General features: G+C 74.9%; 29 protein-coding genes. 21 read left to right on the forward strand and 8 right to left on the reverse strand.

The window, feature by feature from the left end:
• Positions 1-52: 52 nt before the first annotated feature.
• Positions 53-397 (forward strand): hypothetical protein, encoded by a 345-nt coding sequence (locus IH44_RS0119465; protein WP_030460896.1) that lies wholly within the window; start codon positions 53-55, stop codon positions 395-397.
• A 106-nt stretch (positions 398-503) separates the two neighbouring features.
• On the opposite strand, the gene IH44_RS0119470 is transcribed toward IH44_RS0119465, so the two are convergent.
• Positions 504-1454 (reverse strand): beta-ketoacyl-ACP synthase III, encoded by a 951-nt coding sequence (locus IH44_RS0119470; protein ID WP_030460897.1) that lies wholly within the window; start codon positions 1452-1454, stop codon positions 504-506.
• A 424-nt stretch (positions 1455-1878) separates the two neighbouring features.
• On the opposite strand from IH44_RS0119470, the gene IH44_RS0119475 reads away from it, so the two are divergent.
• From IH44_RS0119475 to IH44_RS0119490, 3 genes are all read left to right on the forward strand, one after another.
• Positions 1879-3156, forward strand: a complete 1278-nt coding sequence (locus tag IH44_RS0119475; protein ID WP_030460898.1) for an MFS transporter — start codon at positions 1879-1881, stop codon at positions 3154-3156.
• 356 nt (positions 3157-3512) lie between these two features.
• Positions 3513-4691, forward strand: coding sequence for a hypothetical protein (locus IH44_RS42900; RefSeq protein ID WP_157852395.1), 1179 nt, complete (start codon positions 3513-3515; stop codon positions 4689-4691).
• Between the two features lie 60 nt (positions 4692-4751).
• Positions 4752-5276: a GNAT family N-acetyltransferase gene (locus IH44_RS0119490; protein ID WP_232795013.1), complete on the forward strand. Its 525-nt coding sequence runs from the start codon at positions 4752-4754 to the stop codon at positions 5274-5276.
• Positions 5277-5323: 47 nt separating this feature from the next.
• On the opposite strand, the gene IH44_RS41195 is transcribed toward IH44_RS0119490, so the two are convergent.
• Positions 5324-5752 carry a hypothetical protein gene (locus IH44_RS41195; RefSeq protein WP_030460901.1) on the reverse strand — a complete coding sequence of 143 codons (429 nt, stop codon included), beginning with the start codon at positions 5750-5752 and terminating at the stop codon, positions 5324-5326.
• Positions 5753-5964: 212 nt separating this feature from the next.
• On the opposite strand from IH44_RS41195, the gene IH44_RS0119500 reads away from it, so the two are divergent.
• The 4 genes from IH44_RS0119500 to IH44_RS48190 all read left to right on the forward strand — a co-directional run bounded on the left by IH44_RS0119500 (position 5965) and on the right by IH44_RS48190 (position 8033).
• Positions 5965-6570, forward strand: coding sequence for a TetR/AcrR family transcriptional regulator (locus IH44_RS0119500; protein ID WP_030460902.1), 606 nt, complete (start codon positions 5965-5967; stop codon positions 6568-6570).
• Between the two features lie 359 nt (positions 6571-6929).
• The gene (locus IH44_RS0119505; protein ID WP_030460903.1) at positions 6930-7451 is read left to right on the forward strand and encodes a hypothetical protein; all 522 of its coding nucleotides are present in this window, start codon (positions 6930-6932) and stop codon (positions 7449-7451) included.
• 35 nt (positions 7452-7486) lie between these two features.
• On the forward strand, positions 7487-7639 hold the full coding sequence (locus IH44_RS48185; RefSeq protein ID WP_232795014.1) for a hypothetical protein: 153 nt from the start codon (positions 7487-7489) through the stop codon (positions 7637-7639).
• A gap of 94 nt (positions 7640-7733) precedes the next feature.
• The gene (locus IH44_RS48190) at positions 7734-8033 is read left to right on the forward strand and encodes a transposase (RefSeq protein ID WP_232795015.1); all 300 of its coding nucleotides are present in this window, start codon (positions 7734-7736) and stop codon (positions 8031-8033) included.
• Here the strand turns inward: IH44_RS48190 and IH44_RS0119515 are convergent.
• A complete protein-coding gene (locus tag IH44_RS0119515) occupies positions 8030-8323 on the reverse strand; it encodes a hypothetical protein (protein WP_157852397.1) in 294 nt (97 codons plus the stop codon). The two genes, IH44_RS48190 and IH44_RS0119515, sit on opposite strands and share 4 nt — an antisense overlap.
• A 123-nt stretch (positions 8324-8446) precedes the next feature.
• Positions 8447-8839, reverse strand: a complete 393-nt coding sequence (dhaM, locus tag IH44_RS0119520) for a dihydroxyacetone kinase phosphoryl donor subunit DhaM (RefSeq protein WP_030460905.1) — start codon at positions 8837-8839, stop codon at positions 8447-8449.
• A gap of 245 nt (positions 8840-9084) precedes the next feature.
• Here dhaM and dhaK point away from each other — a divergent pair, with 245 nt between their 5' ends.
• The 5 genes from dhaK (at position 9085) to IH44_RS0119545 (ending at position 14342) form a co-directional block, all read left to right on the forward strand.
• Positions 9085-10074 carry a dihydroxyacetone kinase subunit DhaK gene (gene dhaK / locus IH44_RS0119525; protein ID WP_030460906.1) on the forward strand — a complete coding sequence of 330 codons (990 nt, stop codon included), beginning with the start codon at positions 9085-9087 and terminating at the stop codon, positions 10072-10074.
• A 73-nt stretch (positions 10075-10147) separates the two neighbouring features.
• Positions 10148-10801 carry a dihydroxyacetone kinase subunit DhaL gene (gene dhaL, locus IH44_RS0119530; RefSeq protein ID WP_030460907.1) on the forward strand — a complete coding sequence of 218 codons (654 nt, stop codon included), beginning with the start codon at positions 10148-10150 and terminating at the stop codon, positions 10799-10801.
• Between the two features lie 286 nt (positions 10802-11087).
• Entirely contained in the window at positions 11088-11930 is an 843-nt protein-coding gene (locus tag IH44_RS0119535; protein WP_030460908.1) for a nitrilase-related carbon-nitrogen hydrolase, read from the forward strand.
• 5 nt (positions 11931-11935) lie between these two features.
• Entirely contained in the window at positions 11936-13324 is a 1389-nt protein-coding gene (gene hydA / locus IH44_RS0119540; RefSeq protein ID WP_030460909.1) for a dihydropyrimidinase, read from the forward strand.
• A gap of 19 nt (positions 13325-13343) precedes the next feature.
• Positions 13344-14342, forward strand: a complete 999-nt coding sequence (locus tag IH44_RS0119545) for a TIGR03842 family LLM class F420-dependent oxidoreductase (protein ID WP_030460910.1) — start codon at positions 13344-13346, stop codon at positions 14340-14342.
• Between the two features lie 6 nt (positions 14343-14348).
• Here IH44_RS0119545 and IH44_RS42905 read toward each other — a convergent pair whose 3' ends face one another.
• Positions 14349-15410 (reverse strand): VanZ family protein, encoded by a 1062-nt coding sequence (locus tag IH44_RS42905; protein WP_051817074.1) that lies wholly within the window; start codon positions 15408-15410, stop codon positions 14349-14351.
• Positions 15411-15542: 132 nt separating this feature from the next.
• Complete coding sequence (locus IH44_RS0119560) at positions 15543-16385, reverse strand: SDR family oxidoreductase (RefSeq protein ID WP_030460912.1); 843 nt, start codon at positions 16383-16385, stop codon at positions 15543-15545.
• Positions 16386-16568: 183 nt separating this feature from the next.
• Between IH44_RS0119560 and IH44_RS0119565 the strand changes: the two genes are divergently transcribed.
• Positions 16569-17066 (forward strand): MarR family winged helix-turn-helix transcriptional regulator, encoded by a 498-nt coding sequence (locus tag IH44_RS0119565; protein WP_030460913.1) that lies wholly within the window; start codon positions 16569-16571, stop codon positions 17064-17066.
• Between the two features lie 126 nt (positions 17067-17192).
• Positions 17193-19403 carry a TerD family protein gene (locus IH44_RS0119570; protein WP_030460914.1) on the forward strand — a complete coding sequence of 737 codons (2211 nt, stop codon included), beginning with the start codon at positions 17193-17195 and terminating at the stop codon, positions 19401-19403.
• Positions 19404-19488: 85 nt separating this feature from the next.
• Here IH44_RS0119570 and IH44_RS0119575 read toward each other — a convergent pair whose 3' ends face one another.
• Together IH44_RS0119575 and IH44_RS0119580 are read right to left on the reverse strand one after the other, a co-directional pair.
• Complete coding sequence (locus tag IH44_RS0119575) at positions 19489-20358, reverse strand: N-acetyltransferase (protein ID WP_030460915.1); 870 nt, start codon at positions 20356-20358, stop codon at positions 19489-19491.
• A gap of 311 nt (positions 20359-20669) precedes the next feature.
• Entirely contained in the window at positions 20670-21446 is a 777-nt protein-coding gene (locus tag IH44_RS0119580) for an IclR family transcriptional regulator (RefSeq protein ID WP_030460916.1), read from the reverse strand.
• Between the two features lie 76 nt (positions 21447-21522).
• On the opposite strand from IH44_RS0119580, the gene IH44_RS0119585 reads away from it, so the two are divergent.
• The 6 genes from IH44_RS0119585 to IH44_RS0119610 all read left to right on the forward strand — a co-directional run bounded on the left by IH44_RS0119585 (position 21523) and on the right by IH44_RS0119610 (position 26986).
• Complete coding sequence (locus tag IH44_RS0119585) at positions 21523-22692, forward strand: cupin domain-containing protein (RefSeq protein WP_030460917.1); 1170 nt, start codon at positions 21523-21525, stop codon at positions 22690-22692.
• The gene (locus IH44_RS0119590; protein WP_030460918.1) at positions 22689-23528 is read left to right on the forward strand and encodes a fumarylacetoacetate hydrolase family protein; all 840 of its coding nucleotides are present in this window, start codon (positions 22689-22691) and stop codon (positions 23526-23528) included. Before IH44_RS0119585 ends, IH44_RS0119590 begins: the two co-directional genes overlap by 4 nt.
• Positions 23525-24208 (forward strand): maleylpyruvate isomerase family mycothiol-dependent enzyme, encoded by a 684-nt coding sequence (locus IH44_RS0119595; protein ID WP_030460919.1) that lies wholly within the window; start codon positions 23525-23527, stop codon positions 24206-24208. The genes IH44_RS0119590 and IH44_RS0119595 overlap by 4 nt, the downstream gene beginning before the upstream one ends.
• 127 nt (positions 24209-24335) lie before the next feature.
• Positions 24336-25601 (forward strand): FAD-dependent monooxygenase, encoded by a 1266-nt coding sequence (locus tag IH44_RS0119600; RefSeq protein WP_030460920.1) that lies wholly within the window; start codon positions 24336-24338, stop codon positions 25599-25601.
• A gap of 76 nt (positions 25602-25677) precedes the next feature.
• The gene (locus tag IH44_RS0119605; protein ID WP_030460921.1) at positions 25678-26160 is read left to right on the forward strand and encodes a macro domain-containing protein; all 483 of its coding nucleotides are present in this window, start codon (positions 25678-25680) and stop codon (positions 26158-26160) included.
• Between the two features lie 124 nt (positions 26161-26284).
• Positions 26285-26986, forward strand: a complete 702-nt coding sequence (locus IH44_RS0119610) for a hypothetical protein (protein WP_030460922.1) — start codon at positions 26285-26287, stop codon at positions 26984-26986.
• The last annotated feature ends 12 nt before the right edge of the window (positions 26987-26998 follow it).

The raw sequence follows: 26998 nt of genomic DNA on the forward strand, positions 1-26998 counted from the left end.
GGTCGACCGCCCACGAACCGACGGGGGCGGCACGAGCAACGGAAGGACCCCCATGACGCGCAAGCGCATCCTCGGCGCCGGCCTCGCCCTGGCCGCCGCCCTGGCCGCCCTGGTCCCGGTGGCTGCCGGACCGGCCGCCGCCGCGGCCGACCCGAACGTCGAGACGGTCACCGCGGTCGGCTCCTCCGGCGGCGTGGTCGCCCGCTGCCCCCAGGGCTGGACCCCCAGCGACCCGCACATCACCAACGCCGACGGCACCCCACTGGCGCCCGACCAGCGCTGGCACTACGGCCCGATCCAGGGCGACGACGGCTTCGCGGGCTGGATCGCCCCCTACCTGAACTCCCCGCCGCCGCCCGAGAAGATCGCGCTCACCATCACCTGCACCCGCTGCTGAACCCGCTGCCCGACCCCGGCGGCCCGTCCTGGGCCGTGTCTTGGATCGGTCTGGGCCGTCCCCTGGACCGTCCTGGGCCGTCCCCTGGGCCGGCCCCGGGTCGGTCTCACGGGCAGGTGACCACCTGGCCGGCCCAGGACAGGCCGCCGCCGAACGCGAACAGCAGCACCCGGGCGCCGGAGCGCAGCTCGCCGCGCTCCACCAGCTTCGCCAGCGCCAGCGGCACGGAGGCCGCCGAGGTGTTGCCGGAGTCCACCACGTCCCGGGCGATCACCGCGTCCTCGCGCAGCCCGAGCTTCTGCACCAGCGACTCGATGATCCGCAGGTTCGCCTGGTGGGTCACCACCCCGTCCAGCTCCGCCGGGCTCAACCCGGCCGCCCGGCACGCCTGTTCGGCCAGCGCGGGCAGCTCGGTGGTGGCCCACCGGAACACCGCCTGGCCGTCCTGCTCGAACTGCGGGTGCCACTCGCCCAGCAGCCGCACCGCGCTCGCCCGCGACGGGTCCGAACCCCAGACCGCCGGGCCGATCGCGCTGGTGTCCCCGTCGGTGGCCGACAGCACCGCCGCGCCCGCGCCGTCGCCCAGCAGGATGCAGCTGCGCCGGTCCGTCCAGTCGACCAGGTCCGACATCTTCTCCGCGCCGATCACCAGCGCGTGCTTGGCGCCGCCCGCCAGCAGCGAGTGGTTCGCCACCGACAGCGCGGTGCAGAACCCGGCGCAGCCGTTGTTCAGGTCGAACGCCACCGCGGACGGGATGCCCAGCCGGCCCGCGACCTGCGCCGCGATCGACGGGCAGCGGTCCACCGCGCTGCAGGTGGCCACCGTGACCTGCCCGATGTCCGCCGGGTCCAGCCCCGAGGCCGCCAGCGCCTTCGCCGCGGCCCCCGCCGCCAGGTCGGTCACCGACTCGTCCGGCCCGGCGATCCGCCGGGTCACGATCCCGGTGCGCCGCCGGATCCACTCGTCATTGGTGTCCACCATCGTCGCCAGCTCGTCGTTGCCGAGCACCCGGCCGGGCTGGTGGTGGCCGAGAGCGGCGATCCGGACTCCGGGCATGGCGTTCCCCTTCCGCAGCGGCACCCGACCGGTGCCGGGGCAACGGCCAGGAATATAGCAACCGACCGATCGGAAGCTAAACGGCGGCCCGAAGAATGGACGCCACGAGGGCGGAGCGGTCCGGCCGGCCGCCGGGCCCGATCGTGTTCGGACTCGTCGGCAGAGCCTTCGGCCGGACCCGGGCCGTGTCCGGCACGGAGAACCGACGGTTTGCCGGGTTCGGGAGCGGCGGGCGTCCTCCTTTGAGATGATCTTGAAGCTTTGAGCCGCGGACCGGGGGCGCGGCGGGCGGACCGGGAGGGGCGGCTGCGGCCGGGCCCCTCTCCGGGGTTCGCCGGGGCGCGCGCGATGCGCCGTTCACTCCCGGAGACCGCACCGCACCGACCGTCCCCGCCCAGCCGCGGCCAACGTCCAGGAGTCCCACGTGAGTCAGACCGGCACGCTGCCCCCCGAAGACTGTCAGGAGGACACCGCCCCGGACCGTCGGCCCTGGCCGGTGCGCCGGGGGCTGCTCCTCGAGTCGGGCCCCCAGCGCCGGCTGGCCCTCGGCGGCTTCGTCAACCAGCTCGGCACCGCGGCCTTCCTGGCGACGGCGCCGCTGTACGCGCTGCGGGTGATCGGCCTGCCGATCGGGCAGGTCGGGCTCGGGCTGGGGGTCGCGGGAGTGGTCGGCCTGCTGGCCGGCCCGCCCGTCGGGCACCTCGCCGACCGCCGCGGCCCGCGCGGCGTCTTCCTGGTCACCCTGCTGATCCAGACCGTCTCCATGCTGTCGCTGCTGTTCGCCCACTCGTTCACGGCGTTCATGGTGTCCATGGCGGTGACCGACCTGGCCGGCGCCTCGGGGGGTGCGGCGCGCGGCCCGATGATCCGCCGGTTCGGCGGTGACGAGGTGCCGAAGTTCCGTTCCTACCTGCGCTCGACCGCCTTCCTGGCCAGCACCTTCGGCGCGCTGGCCGCCGGTGTGGTGATCCAGCTCGACTCCGGCTCCGCCTACCGCGCGCTCATCGTCGCCAACGCCCTGACCTTCGTCGGCTGCGCGGCCGTCGTGCTCCGGCTGCCCGCGCTGGAACCGCTGCCCGCCGCGACCGGGTCGAACCGGTGGCTCGCGCTCAAGGACAAGCCGTACATGGCGTTCGTCGTCCTGGACGGCATCCTGTGGATCCAGGGCGAGGTGGTGACCTACGCCCTGCCGCTGTGGGTGGTCCTGCACACCCAGGCGCCGCGCTGGTTCACCGGCGTCGCGCTCGCCGTCAACACCGTGATGGTGGTCGTCCTGCAGATCCGCACCAGCCGAGGGATCAAGGGCGGACAGGTCGCCGGCCGGGCCACCCGGCGCGCCGGGCTGGCGTTCCTGGTCGGCATGGCGGTCATCGCAACGGCCGCCGGCCTGCCGGGCTGGGCGGCCGCGACCGTCATGACGGCCGGCGTCGCCGTCCACACCGTGGGCTCGCTGTGGCACGCGGCCGGGTCGCTGGAACTGCGCTTCCGGCTGGCCCCCGCGCACGCGCAGGGCCAGTACTCCGGCGTGTTCGGCATCGGCATGGGCCTCTGCTACACCGTCGCCCCGGGCCTGCTCGGCCTGCTCTGCCTGAGCTGGGGCGCCCCCGGCTGGCTGGCCATGGGCGGCGTCTTCGTCGCGGCCGGCCTGGCCATGCCGCTCGTGGTCCGCTGGGCCGGACGGTCCCGGGAGCTCAGCGCCTGAACGGGCGGCCCGGGCTCCCCCGAGCTGTACCGGAGACCCGGGCCCGGGCGCACCCCGGGACGACACCCGGTACGCGGCCCGGGCCCTGGGTGAACTCCTCGTCCCGGCCGGCCGGCCGCATCGAGGAGGCCCTCGCAGCCCTCGAACGGAACCCCGGCCACAGCGCCCGGCTCCGGGCCGAGATCCTCATCGGCCTCGGCCGGACCGGGGAAGCAGCGCAACTCCTCCGGCACGCACACCGCCGGACCGCCGTTCTGGCAGCCCGTCAGCGGAAGGGGCCCGTCGGGCCCTTGTCCGCGGAGGGGCGGGGGTGCCAGGCTCCGGGGTGTGAAGAGAATCGAGTCCGACACCCTCCGGTGACCGCGCCCGGTGCGCGGGTGCCGCTGTACGAGTACGCGCTGCGGCTGCACCGCCCGAACCCCGACGGCCCGCTGCGGGAGGTCGTGCTCCCGCCGGAGCCGGACCGCGGGCAGCGGTACCACCGGGACCTCGCGGAGGTGCGGCTGCGGGGCGCCCGCACCGCGGCCGTCCTCGACCAGCGGCTCGGCCGCCCGCTGAGCCCGGCCTCGTTGCGGCTGCTCGACAGCGCGCTGGCGCAGGTGCCGGTGCCGCGGCACCGGGACCCGGCGGTCCGCGACCTGAGCAGGCGTCACCCGCCCGCGCTGCTGCGCACGGTGGGCCGCTGGCTGGTGCGCCACGGCACCGGGCGGGAAGCGGTGGCCGCCGGACTCGCCCTGCTGGCCGAGACGGCCGTCGAGAGCGACGTCCCGCTGATCCTGACCGTCGGCCTGCTCGGCTCCCCGTTCGGCCGGCTCCCCGCCGACGCGCTGGAACGCCTGCCGAACGCGGCGGCCACCCCGGCCCTGAGTCGGCTGGCCGAGCGGACCACCGGCACCGCCCGCACCCACTGCGTCCACGCGCTGAACCGCCTCGCCGATCCCCGCGCCCACTACCCGTGGTGGCAGGGCCCGCACCCGCTGGCCGACCCCGACCGGCCCGCCGACCCGCAGGCCGTCCACTGGCTGCGCCGCCGGGCCGCCGACCACGGCGACTTCAACGGGTACTTCGCCGCCGAGACGCTCGTCGCCGCGGACGTCGAACGGGCGATCGCCGACCCGCACGCCGACAGCGAGACCGTCGACCAGACCGGCCGGCTGCTGCGCGCCACCACCGACTGCGCGGGCACGGGCGCCACCCTCGCCCGGCTCGACAACGCCCGGGAACTGCTCACCCACTACGCGGACCACGTCGGACGCCTCGCCCCGACCGCGGACCGCTGTCGCTCCGTCCTCGCCCTGGCCGGCCACCTCGCCGACCCGCGGGGAGAGGCCGCCGCCCTCGACCGGCCACCGGGCGGCCGGGCCGCGCTCCTGGCGCAACTCACCGCCCTGCTGCGCGAGCCGGGCTGGCCGGCCCGCCTGGCGGAACTGACCGCCTGGCCGACCGGCAACCTCGCGGGATGGTCGCTGCTGACGGCCCGGCGCACCGGCCTGCTGCCGGACGGGCCCGGGCCGCGGGCGCGCCGGCGCCGTTGACCGGGCGGGCATGGAACGCTGGGGCGTCGAACAGGCGGAGAGCGGGGAGGGGTGGGCGCGGTGGGTGGCGGTTCCGGGCTGGACGGGCTGGACGGGCTGGACGGGCTGGACGGGGTGCTGACCAGGCTCGTTCCGACGGGCGAGGACGACCTGGAGCTGCTGGCCGGGTGGTTCGCCGACCCCGGGTTCGTGGAGCACTGGGGCGGGGTGCCGCTGTCGCGGCAGGAGGTCGCCGAGAAGTACCTGGGGCGGCGGCGCCCGCAGGTGGAGTCGTTCCTGGTGCTCGCCGCGGGCACGCCGGTGGGCTACGCCCAGTACTGGCGGGCCGGGCCGGACGGCGGCGGCATCGACCTGGTCCTGGTGCCGCACGCCCGGGGCCGGGGCCTGGGGCCGGACGCCGCGCGGGCGCTGCTCGCCCACCTGGTCGGGGAGTTGGGGTGGCGGCGGGTGACCGTCGACCCGGCGGCGGCGAACGTCCGGGCCGTGCGCGCCTGGGAGAAGGCCGGGTTCCGGCAGGTGCCACCGGGGGCGGGCGGGGAACGCCCGGACGGGAGCCTCCTGCTGGAGCACCGCCCCGAGCGGTGACGTGCCTCGTCGGCTCGGCGCCTTGTCGGCTCAGCGCCCCGGCCGGGTCAGTGCTTCGGGGTGCAGGTGTAGGGGGAGGGGGCGTGGGCGGCCGCGACACGTTGGCGCAGCCCCGGCGGGCAGGCGGGGTTGCGGACGACCGCGGCCCGGACGTCCCCGTCGTGGTCGTCGGCGAGTTCGGCCAGCAGGTCGGCGGGGGCGTGCGGGTTGGCGGCCGCGGCCGCGCGGACGGCCGGGACGTCCTCCGCGGCCCGCCACAGCGCCGCGGTGTCGCGGGTCCGGAGGGTGGCGGCGCGCCGCACCTCCTCGGACGGGTCGTCGAGCAACTGGTCCATCAGGTCGCCCCACGGGTCGTTCCGCAGATCGTTCCGCAGGCCGTTCCGCAGGCTGTTTCGCAGGCCGTTCCGCAGGTCGGGGCCGGTGCTCCGAGCGCAGCCGGTGGTGGGGGCGGAGGTGCTGGGCTGCTGTTCTTCCACGGTGTCCTCCTGGGGCGGTCGACCCGGCAGGCGTTAGCGTCACTTAGACGATAACACTTCTCGTCGGCTGGACGACAAGTGGGGCGGCGAAGGCGCGCCGAAGCCCGCCCGGCCGCGCGGGCCACCGCACCCCGGGGCCGTACGACGTAGGATTCCGGGCCGGGGTGCGGATCGGGCGCACCCGGACGAGGCGGACCGCGGAGGAGGATCGGATGAGCCCGCGCAGCACGGTGGTCGAGACCCGCCGGACCAGGGCCCGGATCATCGACCGCAGCGTCGCCCTCGCCTCGGTCGACGGGCTGGAAGGGCTGACCATCGGACGGCTGGCCGCCGATCTCGGCCTCTCCAAGGCCGGCGTGCTCGGCCACTTCGGCACCAAGGAAGCCCTCCAACTGGCCACCCTGGAACGGGCCTCCGCACTCTTCACCGCTCTGGTCTGGGACCCGGCGGCGACCGTCGAACCCGGCCTGCGCCGCCTGCGGGCCGTCTGCCAGAGCTGGATCGACTACCTCGAACACGCCCGCGAGGTCTTCCCCGGCGGCTGCCTGTTCACCACCGCCGCCGTCGAGTTCGACGCCCACGACGGCCCCGTCCGCCGCAACGTCGCCCGCCTGCTGATGGTCTGGCGCCGCCGCCTGGCCGGCGAGGTCCGCCTCGCCGTCGAAGCCGGAGAACTCCCCTCCGACACCGACCCCGAACAGGTCGTCCACGAGCTGACCGGCATCTACCTGGCCCTCAACCAGGCCCTCCAACTCCTCCGCGACCCCCTCGCCGCCACCCGCACCCGCCGCGCCCTGGACCGCCTCCTCCCCGCCTGACCGCCACCGGGGAGTCCACGGCGCCGCGCCCGCCGTCCGGGAGTGCTCCGGCGGCACTGCCTGGATGATTGATGCCAAGGTCTCGTTGGCATCATCTATGCACTGCGCGAGTCGAACACGGGGGGACCATGGGGCGGGTCGGGTACGGCTGTCTTGCCGCGGTCGGGGCGGCGATTCTGCTGGCCGGCGGATGCACCGGGGCGCCGGGGCGGTCGGCGGACGCAGCAACGTCCCTGTCGGCGACAGCGTCGGCCACACCGAGTGCTCCCGCGCCGACGGTGCCCGGTGCGCCCGGCTCGGCCGATCCGAGTGCGATCCCGACCGTGACAATCTGGCCCTCCCCGGCAAGCCGACCGCCGGTGACGCCGGCGAGGGCGGAGCAGCAGATCCGCGAGCTGGCCGAGCAGGCCGGCGAGGGTCCGGTCATCGACCGGCTGATCCCGGCCTTCCACGAGGGGGACGTGTACTGGTTCCTGTGGCCCACGGTTGGCGGCGACCTCTGCTGGGGAGAGCACGCGCCGTTGGGCCTGGTGCGCGGCTGCTACGCGGACAAGGACCTGTCGGCGGGCAGCACCCCGATGCTCAAGGGGCTGATCGGCCCGAGTTTCATCGACGATGGCGCGTGGGCGATGGTGTTCTTCGTGGACCAGGAGAAGGTCGACAACCTCACCTGCAATGGCGTCAGCCTGCCGCTGACCGAGGTGGGCACTCTGCGTACCCCGGCCGGGACCCGGACCTTCTACACGACGGTGGCCCCGTGGGCCGTGTCCGGCACGATGCCCGCCGAGGTCGTCCGGGAGGGCGCCAAGGCCACCGACCACCTGACGCTGTTGCCGGGCTCCGCGCCGAAGGGCGACCCACGCTTCCGGGAGTGCGAATAGACGATCGAGTCCAAGGGCTCGCTGTCGCGCATGACATGAAGCGAGGGAGTCCGAAGATCGGTTGTGCGCCTGACCTGGACTCCCTCGCCACCGCGCTCTACGTGAAGACCGACGACGAACGCCGCTGGCTCCGCCACGCCCGCACGAACCTGCGGCACCTGTACTCCGTACCTGCCCGGCCGGCCTGACTCCAACGGGCGCCTGCGCAGGGCCGCCGACCTGATCGGACACGTCAACCGGCTCCTGGCGACCGGCACCTCGCCGTGGACCGACACCGTGCGGGTGGTCGACTCCACACCCGTGGAATGCGGGCGCTCCCGGGAGACCGTCAAACGCCCCGACCTGGCCGGACGGGCCGAGTACGGCTGCTGCGCCAGCCGCACGCGATTCTTCCAGGGCCTGCGGCTGCACCTGGTGTGTACCCTGCATGGGCTGCCGGTCGCCTTCGCGCTGACCGGCGCGAAGGCCGACGAGCGCGAGACCCTGCCGGGCAGGTTCCACGCCGAGCCGGGGCTGGTCACCGCCCGGGCGGGGCAGATCCTGATCGGCGACCGGAACTACTGCGGTGCCGCAGTCGGCTAGAGGTGGGGGAGGGGTTCGCCGACGTGCGGCTCGCGTCGCTGTTCGAGCCAGAAGAGGTAGCCGCGCAGGTACGACTCCAGCCCGTCGTCGATGTAGGCGATGAAGTCCCGGTGCCCTCGGGCCGCATCGTGGTAGTGGCCGAGGTAGCGGGGATCGGCGTTGAAGCCCCAGTGGGGGTGGGTGTCCGCACCCCAGTCGGCGGCGATGGCAACCGCCCGATCCCTGACCCGGGCCCGGCCCCGCCACCAGTCGCGGACGGTCTCCACAGCGTCCAGGCGCCCGGTGGCCATGCTGTCCGTGTCGCCGGCGTAGAAGGGCCCGGTACGTTGCGCCAGTTCCGTTGTTCCCATGCGCCCGTGCCGTGAACGAGGCGTTCGGGAACGCGCCGCTGCTCTGCCCGTCCGGCCGGGTCCCTACTGGCGCTTGCGGAAGTCGCGGGCCCCTTCGGCGGCGGCCAGGACCTCGGGGAACGGGGCGCAGGTGGCGGCGGTGACGGCGGCGGCCACGGCGCCCTCGACGAAGGGGGCGTCGGCGAGGGCGGTGGCGGGGATGGCGAGGTCGGCGAGGACGAGGGTGGCGGTCAGGACGGAGCTACCGAGGTCGGCCAGGAGCAGGACGCCGGTGCCGCGGTCGGCGGCGCGGACCGCGCGGGCCGTCAGGTCGTAGCTGGTGCCGAGGGAGCCGTCCTCGGTGCCCGCGGCGAGCAGCACCGGGACGTCGTCGGCCAGTTCGGCGAGCAGTTCCTGCACGCCGCGGGCCAGGTGCGGGCTGTGGGAGACCAGGACCAGACCGACCGGAGCGCGCATGCGGCGCAGCCTACCGGCGGCCGGGGGCGTGGCCGGGCGCGCCGCGCGGGGCGTGGCGGGGTTCGGCGGCGGGGCACGGGGGTTGGGGTAGCGTCGGCCGGAATCCGGCGAAACGAATGAAACGGATCAACCGTGTGAACCGGATCAACCGTGTGGACCGGATCAATCATGTGAACCGGGTCAATCATGTGGACCGGATGGGATCCAACGAATCGGCCGGGTGCGGACGAAGGGGCACGACCGCCGTGAAGAAGCTGATCAACAGCCCGGAGAGCGTCGTCGACGACGCACTGGCCGGGCTCGCCGCCGCCCACCCCGCGCTCGCGGTGGACCTCGACCGGCGGGTGGTCACCCGGGCGGTGCGTCCGGCCGGGCCGAAGGTGGCGCTGGTGTCGGGCGGCGGTTCCGGCCACGAGCCGCTGCACGTCGGGTTCGTGGGCCCGGGCATGCTGGACGCGGCCTGCCCCGGCGACCTGTTCACCTCACCGCCGCCGGACCGGATCCTGGCCGCCGCGCAGGCCGCCGACAACGGCGCGGGCGTGCTGTTCGTGGTGAAGAACTACACCGGCGACGTGCTGAACTTCCGGCTGGCCGCCGAACTCGCCGTCGAGCAGGGCCACCGGGTGGCCACCGTCCTGGTCGACGACGACGTCGCCGTCCGGGACTCCGCGGCCGGCCGCCGCGGCACCGGCGCGACCCTGCTGGTGCACAAGATCTGCGGCGCGCTCGCCGAACGCGGCGCCGGCCTGGACGAGGTCCGGGAGTTGGGGGAGCGGGTCGTCGCCGCGTCCCGCTCGTTCGCCATCGCGCTCACCGCCGCCACCAACCCGGCGGTCGGCCGCCCCGGCTTCGACCTCGCCGAGGACGAGATCGAGGTCGGCGTCGGCATCCACGGCGAGCCCGGCCGCCGCCGCGACCGGCTGCGCCCCGCCCGCGAGTTGGCCGCCACGGCCGTCGACGCGATCCTGGACGACTACCGGCCCGGCCCGGACGAGCGGCCGATCCTGCTGGTCAACGGCCTCGGCGGCACCCCGCTGATCGAGCTGTACGTCCTGTGCGCCGCCGTCACCGACCGCCTCGCCGAGCACGGCCTCCCCGCCGCCCGCACCCTGGTCGGCTCCTACGTCACCAGCCTCGACATGGCCGGCTTCTCGATCACCCTGACCGGCGCCGACCCCCGGATGCTGGACCTGTGGGACGCCCCGGCCGACACCCCCGCCCTGGTTCGGACGTGATGGGGATGGCAGGTATGGCGGGTACGGCGGCCGATAGTACGGGGCGGCTTCCGGCAGGAAGTGACGCAGCACCATGACGCACGAGACCCTCGACGCCGCCCTCGCCGAGGCGTGGATCCGGGCCGCCGCCGCGGCCGTCGGACGCGCCGAGGAGCAACTCACCGCGCTCGATGCGGCGATCGGCGACGGCGACCACGGCAGCAACCTCCGCCGGGGCTTCACCGCCGTCCTCGCCGCGCTGGACGACGCGGGGTCGGACGGCTCCGCCGGCTTCGACAGTGCGGGCGCGCTGCTGCGCACGGTCGGCAGCACGCTGCTGGCCAAGGTGGGCGGCGCCTCCGGGCCGCTGTACGGGCAGGCGTTCCGGGTGGCCGGGGCCGAACTCCCGCCGGACGCCGGCCCCGCGGCCTGCGCGGACGCGCTGGCGGCCGGCCTCGCCGCCGTCCGGGCGCTGGGCGGCGCCGAGCCGGGCGACAAGACGATGGCCGACGCGCTCGCCCCGGCCGTGGACGCCCTGCGCACCGCCGCCGCGGCCGGGGCCACCCTCGCCGGGGCGACCGCCGCGGCCGCCGACGCCGCCGAGCAGGGCGCCCGCGCCACCACCCCGCTCCAGGCCCGCCGGGGCCGCGCCTCCTACCTCGGCCCGCGCAGCGTCGGCCACCAGGACCCGGGTGCGACCTCCGCCGCCCTGATCGTCCGGGCCCTCGCGGACGCCGCCGCGCGCTGATCCGGAAATCCCGCGCCGGGAGGATCAAATGACCGAATGGTCGGCGGACCGAATGGCCGGATGGCCGGATGATCGGTGGAAAATCGGAGGAATGTGCGGGAAGGCGAATTTCCGGCTCCTCCCGCGTGGCACCCACCCATTCGCCGTAAAGCTCCTAGTCTCGACGCTCTACAGCGCTTCAGCGCTGGAGCGCCGCTGTGCTGAAGCGCCACCGCGCCACTGCGCTGCCGCGCTGCCGCGCCATTTCCGCCGCGCCTTCGCGCCGTCGAGCCGAGGAGTTGTGCCCATGAGCCGTGTCGTCAGGGCTGCCCTGTTCCAGACCGCGTGGACGGGGGACAAGGAGACCATGCTGGCCGCCGCCGAGCGGGCCGCGCGGGACGCGGCCGGGCGGGGGGCGGGGATCATCGGGTTCCAGGAGGTGTTCAACGCCCCGTACTTCTGCCAGGTGCAGGAACCCGAGCACTACGCCTGGGCCGAGCCCGTCCCGGACGGGCCGACGGTGCGGCGGATGCAGGCGCTGGCCCGGGAGTTGGGGATCGTGGTGGTCGCGCCGGTGTACGAGATCGAGAAGGCCGGTTTCTACTACAACACCGCCGCCGTGATCGACGCCGACGGCAGTTACCTCGGCAAGTACCGCAAGCACCACATCCCGCAGGTGCGCGGATTCTGGGAGAAGTACTACTTCAAGCCGGGGAACCTCGGCTGGCCGGTGTTCGACACCGCGGTCGGGAAGGTCGGCGTGTACATCTGCTACGACCGGCACTTCCCGGAGGGCTGGCGGGCGCTGGGCCTCGCCGGGGCGGAGATCGTGTACAACCCGTCGGCGACCAGCCGCGGCCTGTCCGCCTACCTGTGGCAGCTGGAGCAGCCCGCCGCCGCCGTCGCCAACGAGTACTTCGTCGCCGCGATCAACCGGGTCGGCGTCGAGGAGTACGGCGACGACGACTTCTACGGCACCAGCTACTTCGTCGACCCGCGCGGGCAGTTCGTCGGCGAGGTCGCCTCCGACAAGCGCGAGGAACTCGTCGTCCGCGACCTCGACCTCGGCCTGATCGACGAGGTCCGCCAGCAGTGGGCGTTCTACCGGGACCGGCGCCCGGACGCCTACGGCCCGCTGACCGAGGGCTGAGCGCGATGGCCCGCACCCTGATCACCGGCGGCCTGGTCATCACCGCCGCCGAGGAGGTGCCCGCCGACGTGCTGGTCGAGGACGGCCGGGTCGCCGCCCTCGCCCTGCCCGGCAGTCAGCGCTGGAGCGCCGACCGGGTGTTCGACGCGAGCGGGAAGTACGTCGTCCCCGGCGGCGTCGACGCGCACACCCACATGGAGATGCCGTTCGGCGGCACCCGGGCCTCCGACACCTTCACCACCGGCACCCGGGCCGCGGCCTGGGGCGGCACCACCACCATCGTCGACTTCGCCGTCCAGAGCAGGGGCTCCTCGCTGCGCGCCGGGCTCGACGACTGGCACGCCAAGGCCGACGGCAACTGCGCGATCGACTACGCCTTCCACATGATCGTCTCGGACGTCAACGAGGCCGTGCTGCGCGAGATGCCCGGACTGGTCGGCGAGGGCGTCACCTCGTTCAAGCTGTTCATGGCCTACCCCGGCGTCTTCTACTCCGACGACGGGCAGATCCTGCGCGCCATGCAGCAGGCCGCCGACCTCGGCGCGCTCACCATGGTGCACGCCGAGAACGGCCCCGCCATCGACGTCCTGGTCGAACAGGCCCTGGCCCGCGGCGAGACCGACCCGCGGTACCACGGCGAGGTGCGCCGGGCGCTGCTGGAGGCCGAGGCCACCCACCGGGCGATCCAGCTCGCCCGGGTCGCCGGGGCGCCGCTGTACGTCGTGCACGTCTCCGCCCGCGAGGCGCTCGCCGAACTCGCCGCCGCCCGCGACCTCGGACTGCCGGTCTTCGGCGAGACCTGCCCGCAGTACCTGTTCCTGTCCACCGACAACCTCGCCGAACCCGACTTCGAGGGCGCCAAGTACGTCTGCTCCACCCCGCTGCGCCCCAAGGACCACCAGGACGCGCTCTGGCGCGGCCTGCGCACCGACGACCTCCAGGTGGTCTCCACCGACCACTGCCCGTTCTGCTTCGCGGGGCAGAAGGAACTCGGCCGCGGCGACTTCTCGAAGATCCCCAACGGGCTGCCGGGCGTCGAGCACCGGATGGACCTGCTGCACCAGGCCGTCGTCGAGGGCCGGATCAGCCGCCGCCGCTGGATCGAACTCGCCTGCGCCGCCCCCGCCCGGATGTTCGGCCTCCACCCGCGCAAGGGCACCATCGCCCCCGGCGCCGACGCCGACCTGGTCATCTACGACCCGCACGCCGTCCAGACCCTCTCCGCCGCCACCCACCACATGAACGTCGACTACTCGGCGTACGAGGGCCGCACCGTCACCGGCCGGGTCGAGACCGTGCTCTCCCGCGGCGAGGTCGTGCTCGACCGCGGCGACTACCTCGGCCGCCCCGGACACGGCACCTTCCTGCCCCGCTCCACCTGCCAGTACCTCTGACCCTTCAAGGAGCCCCCGCGTGGACTTCGGACTCGTCCTGCAGACCGACCCGCCGGCCGCCGAGGTCGTCGACCTGATGCGCCGCGCCGAACGGGCCGGGTTCAGCCACGGCTGGACCTTCGACTCCGCGGTGCTCTGGCAGGAGCCCTTCGTCATCCACAGCCGCATCCTGGAACACACCGAACGCCTGCACGTCGGCCCGATGGTCACCAACCCCGGCACCCGCGCCTGGGAGGTCACCGCCTCCACCTTCGCCACCCTCAACGACATGTACGGCAACCGGACGGTCTGCGGCATCGGCCGCGGCGACTCCGCGATGCGGGTGGCCGGCCGCCGCCCCAACACCCTCGCCCGGCTCGGCGCCGCCATCGACGCGATCCGCGACCTCGCCGAGGGGCGCGAGGCCGAGGTCGACGGCACCCCGATCCGCATCCCGTGGATCCGGGACGGCCGGCTGCCGGTCTGGATGGCCGCCTACGGGCCCAAGGCCCTCGCCCTGGCCGGCCGGAAGGCCGACGGGTTCATCCTCCAACTCGCCGACCCCTACCTCACCGAACGGATGGTCAAGGCCGTCCGCCGGGCCGCCGAGGAAGCCGGCCGCGACCCCGCCGCCGTCACCGTCTGCGTCGCCGCCCCCGCCTACGTCGGCGACGACCTCGCCCACGCCCGCGAACAGTGCCGCTGGTTCGGCGGCATGGTCGGCAACCACGTCGCCGACCTGGTCGCCAAGTACGGCGAGCACTCCGACCTCGTCCCCGACGAACTCACCGCCTACATCAAGGACCGCCACGGCTACGACTACAGCCACCACGGCCGCGCCGGGAACCCCTCCACCGACTTCGTCCCCGACGCCGTCGTCGACCGCTTCTGCCTCCTCGGCCCCGCCGCCGCCCACATCGAGAAACTCCGCGTCCTGCGCGACGCCGGCGTCGACCAGTTCGCGCTGTACGCGATGCACGACGCCCGCGAAGCCGTCATCGACGCCTACGGCGCGGAAGTCATCCCGGCCCTGTCCTGAACCACCTCAGCGCGGACGGGCGGCGGTCGCGGACCGGACGCGGCCGGAAGCGGAGACGGTGACGTCCAACCGCCCCGGCTGCTGCGCCCCGTCCGCGTCGGGACGGCGGTAGGAGAGCACCCGGGACCCGTCGGCGTCCGGGCCCGGGGCGAGGACGGGACGGACGCCGCTCGCCAGGTCCGGGAACCAGACGGCGGCGAACTCCCCGCCCGCCCGCAGGAGTTGCCCCTCCGGCAGCGGGGACGCCCCGGCCGGGCCCGGATCGGCGAACTCGACGGAGACCAGGCTCCCGCTCCGCTCCTCGAACCGGAACCGCCCCCGGTCGGTGACCACCTCGGTCAGCGCGAAGCGGGAGAGCGCCGGATCGGCCACCGCCGAGGTGGTCTCCACCCGGCTCCCCGGACCGAACAGCCCGTCCGCGAGCTGCCGCGCCGGTCCGAGGACGTCCGCCGAGCCCGAGAACGGGGCGCGGGCCGCCGTCTCGTCGTACAGCGGGACGAACAGCCACACCGCCACCGCCACCGCCGACAGGCCGCCACCGGCCGCGGTCAGCGCCCGCACCCCGTCCCGCCGCACCGCCAACGGCCTCCGCCCGGCCAGCGCCAGCGCGCCCGTGGCCAGCACGGTGCCCAGCAGCGCTCCCGTCGAGTTGTCGACGAAATCGGCGGCGTCGCAGGCCCGGCCCGTCCCCAGCACGGTCTGCAGCAGCTCCGTCGCCGCGGAGAGCACCACGCACCCGGCCGGCACCGACAGCGGACGTCGGAACGCCCACACCCCGAACGCCGCCAGCGGCACGTACAGGGCCAGGTTCAGCAGCCCCTGCTGGCCGAGCGCCACCTCCCAACTGCCCGCGCCGACCGTGCAGTTCACCGAACCGGAGGCGCCGCCCGCGGTCGGCGTCAGCGTCACCGCGACCTCCCCCGCCAGCGCCACGGCCCACAGGACCGGCGCGAGTGCCGACTGCTCCTGCCGGCGGGCCCGGCGGAACATCACCGTCCCGAACAGCGCGCCGAGGACGGCGAAGGCGGGGAAGAGCAGCGGCACGGCGGAGAGGGCGGCTTCGAGCATCGGTCCTCCGGGCGGGACGGGACGGGGAGGCCAGAGGGGAGCACCCCTCGCGGTCGGCCGTCAGCGTACGATCCGCTGTCGGGCGTCGGCAAACTCCCACATGTGTTGTGGGGGTGGTGAGTTGATGGGGCGTCAGGCCGTGGTGAAGGCGGCCGCGTGTTCGGTGGCCCACTGGTGGAAGGTGCGTTCCGGGGTGTCGAGCAGGGTGCGGGTGGTGTCGCCGAGGGGGGTGGGGGTGGTGGTGGCGGTGGCCCAGAAGGAGAGCAGGGAGTCGGCCATCGGGGCGGGCATGAAGCGGGAGAGTTGGCGTTCGGCCTCGGTGCGGGTGATGGTCTCCACCGGGACGGGGCGGCCGAGCACCTCGGACAGGACACCGACCTGCTCGCGCAGGGTGAGGCGTTGGCCGCCGGTGAGGGTGACGGCGCGGCCGCGCAGGGCGGGGCCGGTCAGGGCGGCGACCGCGACGTCGGCGACGTCCGCGGGGTGGATCGGGGCCAGGACGGCGTCCGGGTAGGGGAGTTCGACCGGGAGGCCGGCGCCGATCGGGTGGGCCCAGCCGAGGGCGTTGCTGGCGAAGGCGTCGGGGCGCAGCAGGGTGGCGGGCAGGGCGGAGGCCGTCAGGGCGCGCTCGACCAGCAGGTGGTGCGAACCCAGCGGGTCGCTCTCCGCGTCCGGCGACAGGGCCGAGGCGGAGGAGAGCAGCACCACGTGCTCCACGCCCGCGGCCCCGGCGGCCGCGACGAACGCGTCGATGCCCGCGGGCTCCGGGTACAGGAACACCTGGCGCACGCCCGCCAGCGCCGCCGCGAAGGTGTCGGGCCGGTTCAGCGCCAGCTCGACCCGCTCCACCCCGGCCGGGACGTCGAGCCCGGACGGGCGGGCGCTGGCGGCGCGGACGGGCCGGCCGGCGGCGTGCAGCCGCTCGAGGACGGCGCGGCCGATCTGGCCGCGCGCACCGGTGATGAGGACGGTCATGGGAACCCCCGTGGGTGGAGAGAGGCGGGATGGGAAGCGGGCGGACGTCCGCCGGCCGGCCCGGATCGGGCTATTGATGCATGCTGTCATGCATGTAATTGCCGAGCAACACATTATTGGAAGTCTGCATGCTTCTGCGGGTCGGCATGTTCCTGCGCGCTGTCACGCACCTACCATGGGCGCATGACGAAGAACGACGCCCACTGGCCGCACCCCACGGCCGACGAGCTGCTGGACGCCGTCGGCCCGGCCTTCGGCAAGCTGCGCCGGACCTCGCTGCTGGACGTCGAGCACCCGATCTCCGCCAAGGACCTCAGCCGCACCCTGGTGCTCAACCTCGTCCTGGAGCACACCCGCGACCCGGAGGCCGAGGTCACCGTCGGCGCGATCGCCGAACTCCTCGCCGTCGACCCCTCGGTCGCCAGCCGGATGGTCACCGACAACATCAAGGCCGGCTACCTGCTGCGCACCGCCTCCCAGCACGACGGCCGCCGCACCGTCCTGCACCTCAGCCCCCGGGGCGCCCAGCTGATGGCCCGCTTCCGCCGCCACCAGCGCTCCGCGTTCGAGTACATCACCGCGGACTGGGCCGAGACCGAGCGCCTGGAGTTCGCCCGCCTGATGCTCAAGTACGTCGACTCCCTCGACCACCTGAAGGAGCGTCGGCGCGACACCGACTGACGACCGCACCGGTCGGCGCAGCGCCCCCGGCCCGTCGCCGAACGGCCCCCGGGCCGTTCCCACGGCGGTTCCGGCAGCGGGGAAACCGGGTGCGGGGCGACGGGCGGGTCTGCGAGCATGCGGGGCATGTCGTACGTGCTCACGCCGCTGATCGTCCGCCACGCCCGCCGCCTGCCCGTGCCGGAGGTCGGGGCCGGGGCCGGGGGAGAAGGGCAAGGACAAGGACAAGGACAAGGGGCGGTGGTGGCGCGGCAGTTCGATGCCGCGTTGATGTCGGTGGGCTTCAAGCTGTCCGGTGAGTTGCTGGAGCGGCTGTCCGGGCTGCCGGGTGCGGAGGCCGGGCGGCTCGCCGAGGGCGGGCTGGCCGCCGTCCGGGAGCTGGTCGGCGACCACGTGCGGCACAACGCGTACTTCGTGGACTTCCCGCGCAACGTGCCGGACACCGAGGAGTTCTGGCGGGAGTTGCTGGCCCGCACCGCCGGCGTCGAGGAGGGGGAGGCCGGGCTCGACGGGGTCGACCTGCTGACGCTGGACGGCTACGGCGTGTACCGGCACGGGTACGCCGAACTGCTGGCCGCGCACCGGGAGTTGATCGCCGGTGCGGGCGACCGGGTGACGGTGCTGCACCTCGGCGGCACGCCCGAGGAGGAGGCTGCCGCGCTCTACCTGGCGCTGGCGGGCAGCACCACCCCGCTCGGCGAGCAGGCGCTGCGCGACCTGGCGGAGCTGGCCCGGCACTGCGCGGACGGTCCGCAGCCCGTCGCGATACCCGTCCGGGAGAACCGGGCCACCGTCAACGCGGCCCGGCTGCAAGCCGGTTCGCCGCTGCTCGCGGACACCGTCACCGACGTGCTGCGCACCGCCTGCGCGCTGTCCGGCGGCGATGTGACGCTCGCCGCACCGACCAGGTTTGGCCCGCTGCCGCGCCCGGTGCGCCGGGCCCTGCTGGCCGCGCTGGACGGGCTGGTCGCCGCCGCCCCCGGCAAGCTCGCCGACGTGCTGCCGCACCGCGAGCCGTTCAAGCGGCTCGGCGAGCGCCTGCACCCGCACGAGTACCCGAAGTGGCCGCACGCCGCCGAGGTGTTCGCCGTCGCCCGCGGCGAGTCGGCGGTCCGCAGTTCGGACGGCCGGGTCGAGGAACTCCTCGCCGCCGGGGAGGTCGCCGCCGCCGCCGACCTGCTGGCCGCCGCAGCCCCCGGCAAGCTGCTGCGCGCCCTGGACCGGCTGCTGCGCACCGCCCGCACCGAGCAGGACCGGGCCGCGGTGGCCGCCGCCGCCGAACGCGCCCTGCCCGCCGCGTCCGGCCGGCTGCTGCTCTCGCTGCGCGAACACCTGGGCAACCGGGCCCACCTGGGCAACCGGGCCGGCGCGGGCCCCGAACGGCGGGTCTTCGTCAACCGGTACGCCCGCAGCCACGTCACCGCGGACCACCGCCCGCCGCTGCCCGCCGCCGAACGCGAACGCCTGATCGCCGCCCTCGACGCCGAGACCGTCCGCTGCCTGCCCACCGACCGGCCGCCCCGGCTGCTGGTCGACCCGGAGGTCCTGGACGTCGCCCTGCCGCTGAGCGGCAACGCGAGCGCCACCGGGATCGGCGTGCTGCCGCGCGGCTCCGTGCAGCCCGTCCGGGGCGAGCTGCTGCGGTTCTTCGTGTACTGGAAGCAGCGCGAGCGGCGCACCGACTTCGACCTGTCCGCGCTGATCCTCGACCGGGACTACGGCGACCCGACCTGGATCTCGTTCACCCGGCTCAGCTCCCTGGTGGGCGAGCACTCCGGGGACGTGGTCGACGCGCCCGACGGCGCCTCGGAGTTCATCAACCTGCGGCTGTCGTCGGTCTCCGGCGCGTTCGTCGTGCCGGAGGTGAACGTGTACGAGGGCGAGGGCTTCCAGGAGGTCGAGGAGTCCTTCTTCGGCTGGATGCTGCGCGAGGACGAGCAGCAGGGCCGCCCGTTCGAACCGCGCACCGTCCGGATGAAGTCCGACCTGCGCGGCGCCGGACGGGTCGCCCTGCCGCTGGTGTTCGAACGCCGGGAGGACGGCCGGTGGTACGCCCGCTGGCTGCACGTCCACCTGCGGGGCGAGCCGTCCGCCAACCAGGTCGAGGGCAACCGGGGCACGGTCGCCGACCTGCTGCGGGCCGGCGTCGCGCGCAGCTACCTGACGGTCCGCCACCTGATCGGCCTGATGGCCGCGAACGGGGCGGAGGTCGAGACCTGGGACGGGCGGCTCCCGGACGGCCCGGTCACCTACCTGGGCCTGGAACGGCCGGACGGCCTCCCGGAGGGCTCGGTGGCGATCACGCCGGAGAACCTGCGCGACCTGATCCCGGCCTGACCTCGACCTGATCCCGGCCTGATTCCGGCCTGGCCTCGACCTGATCCCGGCCTGATCCGTTCCGTGCCAGGGCCGGGGGAGGGGGTCAGGCCGGGCGGACGCGGTCACCGATCTCCGGCTGCGCCGCGAACCCGGCCGCCCGGTAGGTGGCGACGCCGCCGGCGTTGGAGCTCGGCGTGCACACCCGCACGCTCGACGAGCCCAGCTCCCGCAGCGCGGCCGCCCCGGCGAGGGTGATCGCCCGGCCCAGGCCGCGGCCGCGGTGGTCCGCGTGCACGCCCATCGGCTCGACCAGCCCCGGCCGGCCCGGGCCCGCCGACCACACCGTCACCACCGCCGCCGCGCCGCCCCGCCGGTCGAAGACGCCCAGGCAGCGGGCGTCCCGGTGATAGGACGGCCCGGCCGACATCGCGTGCCAGTACGCGGCCGAGGGCCGCAGGGTGTCGAACGCCGACCGCAGGACCTCGGCGAAGCCCTGCGCCCGCTCCGGGCCGATCACCTCGACCGGCACGCCCGGGTCCTCCACCGGGGCGGCGAGGTCGCGGAACAGCGGCGTCCACGGCTCGTCCAGGCCCCAGCCCCGCTCGGTCAGCAGGTCGTGGAGCAGCAGGCCGAGCGGCGCCTCGACGGACACCCGGCCGGCCGGCAGCACGCCGCGTTCGGGCCGGGAGAGGTCCTCGGCGAGCTGCCGGGCCAGCTCCTCGTCCCGGAAGGCGTCGGGGGCGGCGGTCATCCGGAACACCGTCGGCGAGTCCTGCATCCCGACGGCCAGGATCCGCCCGCCCCGGCTCCACGTCCGGACCACCGCGGCCGTCTCGGCGGTGCCGAAGCGGTGGTTCCAGCCGAGGTCCCCGGGGTGCAGCTGCATCGGCGCTCCGTCGTCCTGCCACTCCCGCAGCGCGTCCATCGCCCCGCGCGTCCCCTCGGGGCCCGGCGTCCCCGGCGCAATCGTCATGGGCGGGAGCACACACCCCGGCGCGGCCGCCCGCAACCCGATTAACGGCCCGCCGGCAAAGAGAAGAGGGGCCAGGGGCGGGTCCGGTGGCGGGTCCGGTGGCGGGTTCAAGGCCGGGGAAACGCGGGTGACCCGGGGGCGGGGCGGGTGCTAACGTGGCGGCTCGGTGAGGCCATGGACGGGCTTCCTTCTCCTTTCGTATGCATAACGACTCCAGTCCGTCCGCTTTCCTCGCCGTCGACCCCGAGCCGGGGCGCCCGCCACGGGTGCCCCGGCTCGTGTCGTCGACGGGGCGTCAGGAGGGGGCGGGGTCAGGGCTGTTCGGCGAGGTCCGCCTCCAGGGCGCGGGCCGCCGCCTCCAGCACGGCCACCAGCGACTGCAGCCGGTGCGGGTCGTAGCGGACGCCCGGCATCGACACCGACAGGCCCGCCACCGCCGTGCCCGCCGCGTCCCGGACGGTCACCCCGACGGCGACCAGGCCGCGTTCGGAGCGCTCCCGGTTGACCGCGAAACCGGCCCGCCGCAGCCGCTTCAGCTCGGTCCGCAGCTGCGGCAGGTCGGGCCGCTCGCCGGGCCGGTCCCGGTAGCGCTCGGGGGCGTAGACCTCCTCCAACTGCTCGTCGGTCAGCTCGGCGAGCAGCAGCAGCCCGGCGGTGGTGCGGTGCGCGGGGAAGACCATGCCCTCGCGCGAGCCGACCCGCAGGGTCTGCGCGGACTCCACGCTGGCGATGAACCGGGCGGTGTCGCCGGCCCGGACGATCAGGTTCACCGTCTCGTCCAGCACGTCCACCGCCCGGCGCAGGTGCGGCAGCGCGGCCGGGCGCAGCCGGGAGACCAGCGAGCGGGAGTGCGCGGCCAGCTCCAGTACCGGGCCGGCCCGGTACGTCCGGTCGTCGTCCTGCACCGCGAAGTCCCGGTAGACCAGCATGCCCAGGATCCGGTGCGCCGTGGAGCGGGCCACGCCCAGGCGTTCGGCGACCTGGGAGACCGTGGCCCCGCCCTCCAGTTGCAGCATGGTCGCGGCCCGCAGCGCGTGGTCCACGCTGGCGATCGGGTACGGCGGCGGGGTCTTCAGCGGCTTGTCCACGGCGGGGCCCTTCGGTGGCTGTTCTGCTGTGAAGAATCTACCCGTTCTCCTGGGCGGGACGAGGCACGCTGGGCCCGTGATCGAGTCCACCCCCGCCCCAGACCCCGCAACGGGCTCCCCGGTCCGGCTCCAGGCCGTCGCCGCGGCCGGGCAGCCCGAGGTCACCCCGGCGCTCCACGAGCTCTACCGGGGCTTCGAACAGGAGCTGCTCGTCCCGCTGTGGACCGAGATCGGCGACCTGATGCCCGCCCACCCCCGCTCGCACGCCGCCCCGCACCTGTGGCGCTGGCAGAAGCTGCGCGAACTCGCCGCCCGTGCGGGCGAGTTGGTCCCGGTCGGACGCGGCGGCGAACGCCGGGCGATCGCGCTGGCCAACCCCGCGCTCGGCGGCCGCCCGTTCGCCACCCCCACCCTGTGGGCCGCCGTCCAGTACCTGATGCCCGGCGAGGACGCCCCCGAGCACCGCCACACCCAGCACGCCTTCCGCTTCGTCGTCGAGGGCGAGGGCGTGTGGACCGTGGTCGGCCGCGACCCCGTCGCCATGCGCCGCGGCGACTTCCTCCCGCAGGCCGGCTGGAACTGGCACGCCCACCACAACGCCACCAGCGCCCCGATGGCCTGGATCGACGGCCTCGACATCCCGTTCCAGTACGCGGGCGAGACCCAGTTCTTCGAGTTCGGCCGGGACGAGATCTCCGCCGCCGAACGCGCCACCCCCGACCGCTCCCGGGCCGAACGCCTCTGGGGCCACCCCGGCCTGCGCCCCGTCGGCGCCCGGTGCCCCGGCCCCGGCAGTCCGCTGCTCGCCTACCGCTGGGAGCACACCGACCGTGCGCTGACCGACCAACTCGCCCTGGAGGCCGAGGGGTTCGGCGGCACCGTCGAGCCCGGCCACGCCGCCGTCCGGTTCACCGACCCGGCCACCGCGGGCGACGTGCTGCCCACCCTGCGGGCCGAGATGCACCGGATCGCCCGCGGCGCCGAGACCGCGCCCGTCCGGGAGACCGGCTCCTCCGTCTACCAGGTCTTCGACGGCTCCGGCACCGTCACCGTCGGCGAACGCACCTGGACGGTCGCCCGCGGCGACCTGTTCACCGTCCCCTCCTGGCAGCCGCTCTCGATCCGCTCCGAGGCCGGCGCCACCGACTCCGACTCCGGCGCGCTCGACCTGTTCCGGTTCAGTGACGCCCCGATCTTCGAAGCCCTGCACCTGCAGCGCACCCACGTGGAAGGAACCACCCGATGAAGCTCGCCACCCTCCGCACCGGCGGCACCACCCGCGCCGTCCGGCTCGACGGCGACACCCTGACCGACCTCGGGTACCCCGACCTCGGCGCGCTGCTCGCGGAAGACGACTGGGCGGGGATCGCCGCCGCCGCGACCGGGGCGACCCACCCGCTGGCGGGCGCCGAGTTCGCGCCCGTGGTGCCGCGGCCCTCCAAGGTGGTGTGCGTCGGCCTCAACTACCGCAACCACATCCAGGAGATGGGCCGCGACCTGCCCGAACACCCCACCCTGTTCGCCAAGTTCGCGGACTCGCTGATCGGCGCGGGCGACGACATCCTGCGCCCCGCGGAGACCGCGGAGCTCGACTGGGAGGTCGAACTCGCCGTCGTCATCGGCAAGTCCGCGCGCCGGGCCCGCGGCGAGCAGGCCGAGGCCGCGATCGCCGGGTTCACCGTCCTCAACGACATCACCTGCCGCGACTGGCAGTTCCGGACCCGCGAGTGGCTCCAGGGCAAGACCTGGGACTCCACCACCCCGGTCGGCCCCTACCTCGTCACCCCCGACGAACTGCCCGGCGGCGTCCGCCCCGCGCTCGACGTCACGCTCACCGTCGACGGCGAGACCATGCAGTCCGACAACACCGGCGACCTGCTGTTCGACCCCGTCGCCCTGGTCGAGTACGTCTCCACCGTCATCCGCCTTCACCCCGGCGACCTGATCGCCACCGGCACCCCCGGCGGCGTCGGCCACGCCCGCAAGCCCGCCCGCTACCTGAGCGGCGGCGAGCGGGTCGTCACCGAGATCCAGGGCCTCGGCCGACTGGAGAACCGCGTCGTGCGGGACGGCGCCGAATGAGCGGCCGCACCCTGGCCGACGCCCGGGGCTGGGCGGCGCTCGGCACCCGGCTCTTCCTGGCCGCCGCCGAGGGCTTCGGCCCCGCCGAGTACGCCGCCCCCACCCCGCTGCCCGGCTGGAGCCGGGCCCACCTCGCCGCCCACCTCGCCGCCAACGCCGACGCGCTCGGCAACCTGGTGCACTGGGCCGCGACCGGCGAACCCACCCCGATGTACGCCTCCCCGGAGGAGCGGCTGGCCGGCATCGAACGCGGCCGCGCCCTGCCCGCCGCCGAACTCACCTCCTGGGTCAGGGAATCCGCGCAGCGGCTGACCGCCGGCCTGGACGCCCTCACTCCCGAGCAGTGGCAGGCCCCCGTCACCACCGCCCAGGGCCGCACCGTCCCCGCCGCCGAACTCCCCTGGCTGCGCGCCCGCGAAGCCTGCGTGCACGCCGTCGACCTGGCCGCCGGCACCGCCTTCGCCGACCTCCCGGCCGGCTTCCTGGCCGCCCTCTGCGCGGACGTCCTCGCCAAGCGGACCCCCGCGTTCGCCCTGCGGACCCCGGACGGCGGCGTTCGGTGGAACCCGCCGGGCGACGGCGAGCAGCCGGTGCTCGAAGCGGAACTCCCGCAGCTCGCCGCCTACTTGACCGGCCGCCAGCACATCGAGGGCGCCCCGCCCCTCGGCCCCTGGCTCTGACGCCCGAGCCCGGTTCTCCCGGGCCCCGTGCCCCGGGCCCCGTGCCCCGGCTCTCCCGGGCCCGTGCCCCACCGCTCCCCTTCCCCGGCGTGCACCTGCCTCCCCGTGATGTCGAAAGAAGCAGCTCATGAACCCTCCCACCACCCCTGACGTGCTCGTCGTCGGCGGCGGCATCGGCGGTCTCGCGGCCGCGTTCGCGCTGGCCCGCAAGGGCCTGGGCGTGCGCGTGCTGGAGCGGGCGAAGGAGTTCGGCGAGGTCGGGGCGGGGCTGCAGATCGCGCCCAACTGCACCCGGATCCTCGCCGACTACGGCCTGCTGGACGAGGCCCGCGAGCTGGGCGTGCTGCCCGACGGGATGGTGATGCGCGACGCGCTGGACGCCCGCGAGCTGACCCGGCTCGACCTGCGCGACCTCGAACGGCGCTACGGCTACCCGTACGTGGTGATCCACCGCAGCGACCTGCACGGCATCTTCCTGCGGGCCTGCCGGCGGGCCGGGGTCGAACTGCTCACCGACCGCACCGTGGTCGACTACCGGCAGGACGGCGACGGCGCCCGGGTGGTGCTGGCGGACGGCAGCACCGAGCGGGCGCCGCTGGTGATCGCCGCCGACGGGCTGCACTCGGTGGCGCGCCGCAAGCTGGTCGGCGACGAGGTGGTCAGCTCCGACTACGTCGCCTACCGGGCCGCCGTCCCGATCGAGCAGGTCCGGGGCAACGGCATCGCCGAGCACGACGTCACCGTGTACGTCGGCCCGCGCTGCCACTTCGTGCAGTACGCGCTGCGCGGCGGCGAGATGTTCAACCAGGTCGCGGTCTTCGAGTCGCCCAAGGCCAAGGCGGGCGACCCCGACTGGGGCACCCCCGACGAACTCGACGCCGCGTTCGGGGCGACCTGCGACACCGTCCGCACCGGCATCCCGCTGATGTGGCGCGACCGCTGGTGGCAGATGATGGACCGCGACCCGGTGGAGACCTGGGTGCACGGCCGGATCGCGCTGCTCGGCGACGCCGCGCACCCGCCGCTGCAGTACATGGCCCAGGGCGCGATCATGGCGATCGAGGACGGCTGGGTGCTCGCCGAACACGCCGCCCGGCTGACGGACGAGGGCGGACTCCCGCAGTGGGACGCCGCGTTGGCCGCCTACCAGGACGTCCGGGTGGAGCACTGCCGCCGCGTCCAGACCACCGCCCGCAGCTGGGGCGACCTGTGGCACCTGGACGGCGAGGCCCGGCTCCGGCGCAACGAGGTCCTGCGCGAACGGGTCGCCGACGACTACGCGTTCACCGACTGGATCTACGGCCCGACCGCCCTCACCCCCGACCGGGAACCGCCGATGTTCACCCCCGTCCCGCTGACGGGCGCGCGCCCGGAGGAACAGCCGGCCCGCTGACGGGCGCGCGCCAGGAGGAACAGCCGGCCCGCTGACCGCCCGACGGCGTGTCAGCGGCGGATGCCAGGATGCCCGGATGGGAGAGACGATCACCTACGTGCGGGGCGACGCCACCGCGCCGCAGGGCAAGGGCGTGCGGATCATCGCGCACGTGTGCAACGACCTCGGGGGCTGGGGGAAGGGGTTCGTGCTGGCGCTCTCCCGGCGCTGGCCCGAGCCGGAGGCCGCGTTCCGCCGCTGGCACCGGGAGCGGGCCGGCAACGACTTCGGGCTGGGCGCCCTCCAGTTGGTGCAGGTCAGCCCCTACCTGTGGGTGGCCAACCTGGTCGGCCAGCGCGGCACCCGCACCGCCCGCTCCACGGGCGTCCCGGTCCGCTACGAGGCGATCGACGCCGCCTTGGCCAAGCTGGCCCCCGAGGCCGAACGGCTCGGCGCCTCCGTCCACATGCCCCGGATCGGCTGCGGCCTGGCGGGCGGCCGGTGGGAACGGGTCGAACCGCTGATCACCGCACGGCTCACCGCCCGGGGCGTACCGGTGACGGTCTACGACCACGGGTAGCGGGGTCCGCCCCCGGTGGTGGCCGCCCCCGGTGGCGGCCCTCTTCCGCTGCGGGCGGATCGGCGGGACGCTGGGGGTGCGTCGGGTGTTCGATTCGGTGGGCCCGGGGCGGGGGAGGGGAATCGTGGACCTGCGTCAGCGGGTGGTGCGGCGGAGTCCGTTCGTGGTCTGGACGCTCAACGGACTGGCCGCGGTGTCGGTGCTGCTGTTCGTGCACACCATGGTGCGGCAGAACCTGTCGCCGGACGGGCAGCGGGACTGGCCGTGGTCCTGGCAACTGCTCGACGCGCAGAGCGCCACCGCCGCACTGATGGCCGGGATCGGGGCGATCATCGCCCGGGCCCAGTTCGCCCGCACCGTGCAGCCGCTGCTGGGCGGCCGGGCCTGGCCGGGGATCGGGCACGCGCCCGACGGGGCACTCGCCTGGACGTGCCACCTGGTCAACAGCGGCCAGAGCGCGGTGGTGGTGGTCTCCGTCGAGTACTGGATCGACTTCGGGGTGCCCGCGCCCGCCGCCGAGGAGTCGGCCGGACCGGCGCCGAGCACGGGCTGGACCGACCGGGCCGGGGCGATCGCGGCCGTCACCCCGTACGGGCTGCGCCCCGGCACGGACTACCGGCTGGCCTCCATCAGCCCGAACAGCGTGTTCGGCGGCGAGAGCAACTACCTGCTCGGCTGGCTCGCCGAGCCCGCGCTCGTGGTGGTCCGGGACCTGTACGTGCGGGTCACCGTCCGGGACCGGCTCGGCGACCTGCACCAGCGGGCCATCTCCTGCCTCACCGACGCCGACCGCCCGCTCACCCACGCGGTCCCCGACCAGGTGTAGCGGCCGGCCACC

It is taken from the genome of Kitasatospora sp. NRRL B-11411 (assembly GCF_000721345.1).
Lineage (GTDB): Bacteria > Actinomycetota > Actinomycetes > Streptomycetales > Streptomycetaceae > Kitasatospora > Kitasatospora cineracea.

Excerpts from the sequence above, each read along its gene's own strand:
- IH44_RS0119465 (WP_030460896.1), top strand. The coding sequence starts at position 53 with ATGACGCGCAAGCGCATCCTCGGCGCCGGCCTCGCCCTGGCCGCCGCC.
- IH44_RS0119470 (WP_030460897.1), bottom strand. The coding sequence starts at position 1,454 with ATGCCCGGAGTCCGGATCGCCGCTCTCGGCCACCACCAGCCCGGCCGG.
- IH44_RS0119500 (WP_030460902.1), top strand. The coding sequence starts at position 5,965 with ATGAGCCCGCGCAGCACGGTGGTCGAGACCCGCCGGACCAGGGCCCGG.
- IH44_RS48185 (WP_232795014.1), top strand. The coding sequence starts at position 7,487 with ATGAAGCGAGGGAGTCCGAAGATCGGTTGTGCGCCTGACCTGGACTCC.
- IH44_RS0119515 (WP_157852397.1), bottom strand. The coding sequence starts at position 8,323 with ATGGCCACCGGGCGCCTGGACGCTGTGGAGACCGTCCGCGACTGGTGG.
- dhaM (WP_030460905.1), bottom strand. The coding sequence starts at position 8,839 with ATGCGCGCTCCGGTCGGTCTGGTCCTGGTCTCCCACAGCCCGCACCTG.
- dhaL (WP_030460907.1), top strand. The coding sequence starts at position 10,148 with ATGACGCACGAGACCCTCGACGCCGCCCTCGCCGAGGCGTGGATCCGG.
- IH44_RS0119535 (WP_030460908.1), top strand. The coding sequence starts at position 11,088 with ATGAGCCGTGTCGTCAGGGCTGCCCTGTTCCAGACCGCGTGGACGGGG.
- hydA (WP_030460909.1), top strand. The coding sequence starts at position 11,936 with ATGGCCCGCACCCTGATCACCGGCGGCCTGGTCATCACCGCCGCCGAG.
- IH44_RS42905 (WP_051817074.1), bottom strand. The coding sequence starts at position 15,410 with ATGCTCGAAGCCGCCCTCTCCGCCGTGCCGCTGCTCTTCCCCGCCTTC.
- IH44_RS0119560 (WP_030460912.1), bottom strand. The coding sequence starts at position 16,385 with ATGACCGTCCTCATCACCGGTGCGCGCGGCCAGATCGGCCGCGCCGTC.
- IH44_RS0119565 (WP_030460913.1), top strand. The coding sequence starts at position 16,569 with ATGACGAAGAACGACGCCCACTGGCCGCACCCCACGGCCGACGAGCTG.
- IH44_RS0119570 (WP_030460914.1), top strand. The coding sequence starts at position 17,193 with ATGTCGTACGTGCTCACGCCGCTGATCGTCCGCCACGCCCGCCGCCTG.
- IH44_RS0119575 (WP_030460915.1), bottom strand. The coding sequence starts at position 20,358 with ATGACGATTGCGCCGGGGACGCCGGGCCCCGAGGGGACGCGCGGGGCG.
- IH44_RS0119590 (WP_030460918.1), top strand. The coding sequence starts at position 22,689 with ATGAAGCTCGCCACCCTCCGCACCGGCGGCACCACCCGCGCCGTCCGG.
- IH44_RS0119595 (WP_030460919.1), top strand. The coding sequence starts at position 23,525 with ATGAGCGGCCGCACCCTGGCCGACGCCCGGGGCTGGGCGGCGCTCGGC.
- IH44_RS0119600 (WP_030460920.1), top strand. The coding sequence starts at position 24,336 with ATGAACCCTCCCACCACCCCTGACGTGCTCGTCGTCGGCGGCGGCATC.
- IH44_RS0119605 (WP_030460921.1), top strand. The coding sequence starts at position 25,678 with ATGGGAGAGACGATCACCTACGTGCGGGGCGACGCCACCGCGCCGCAG.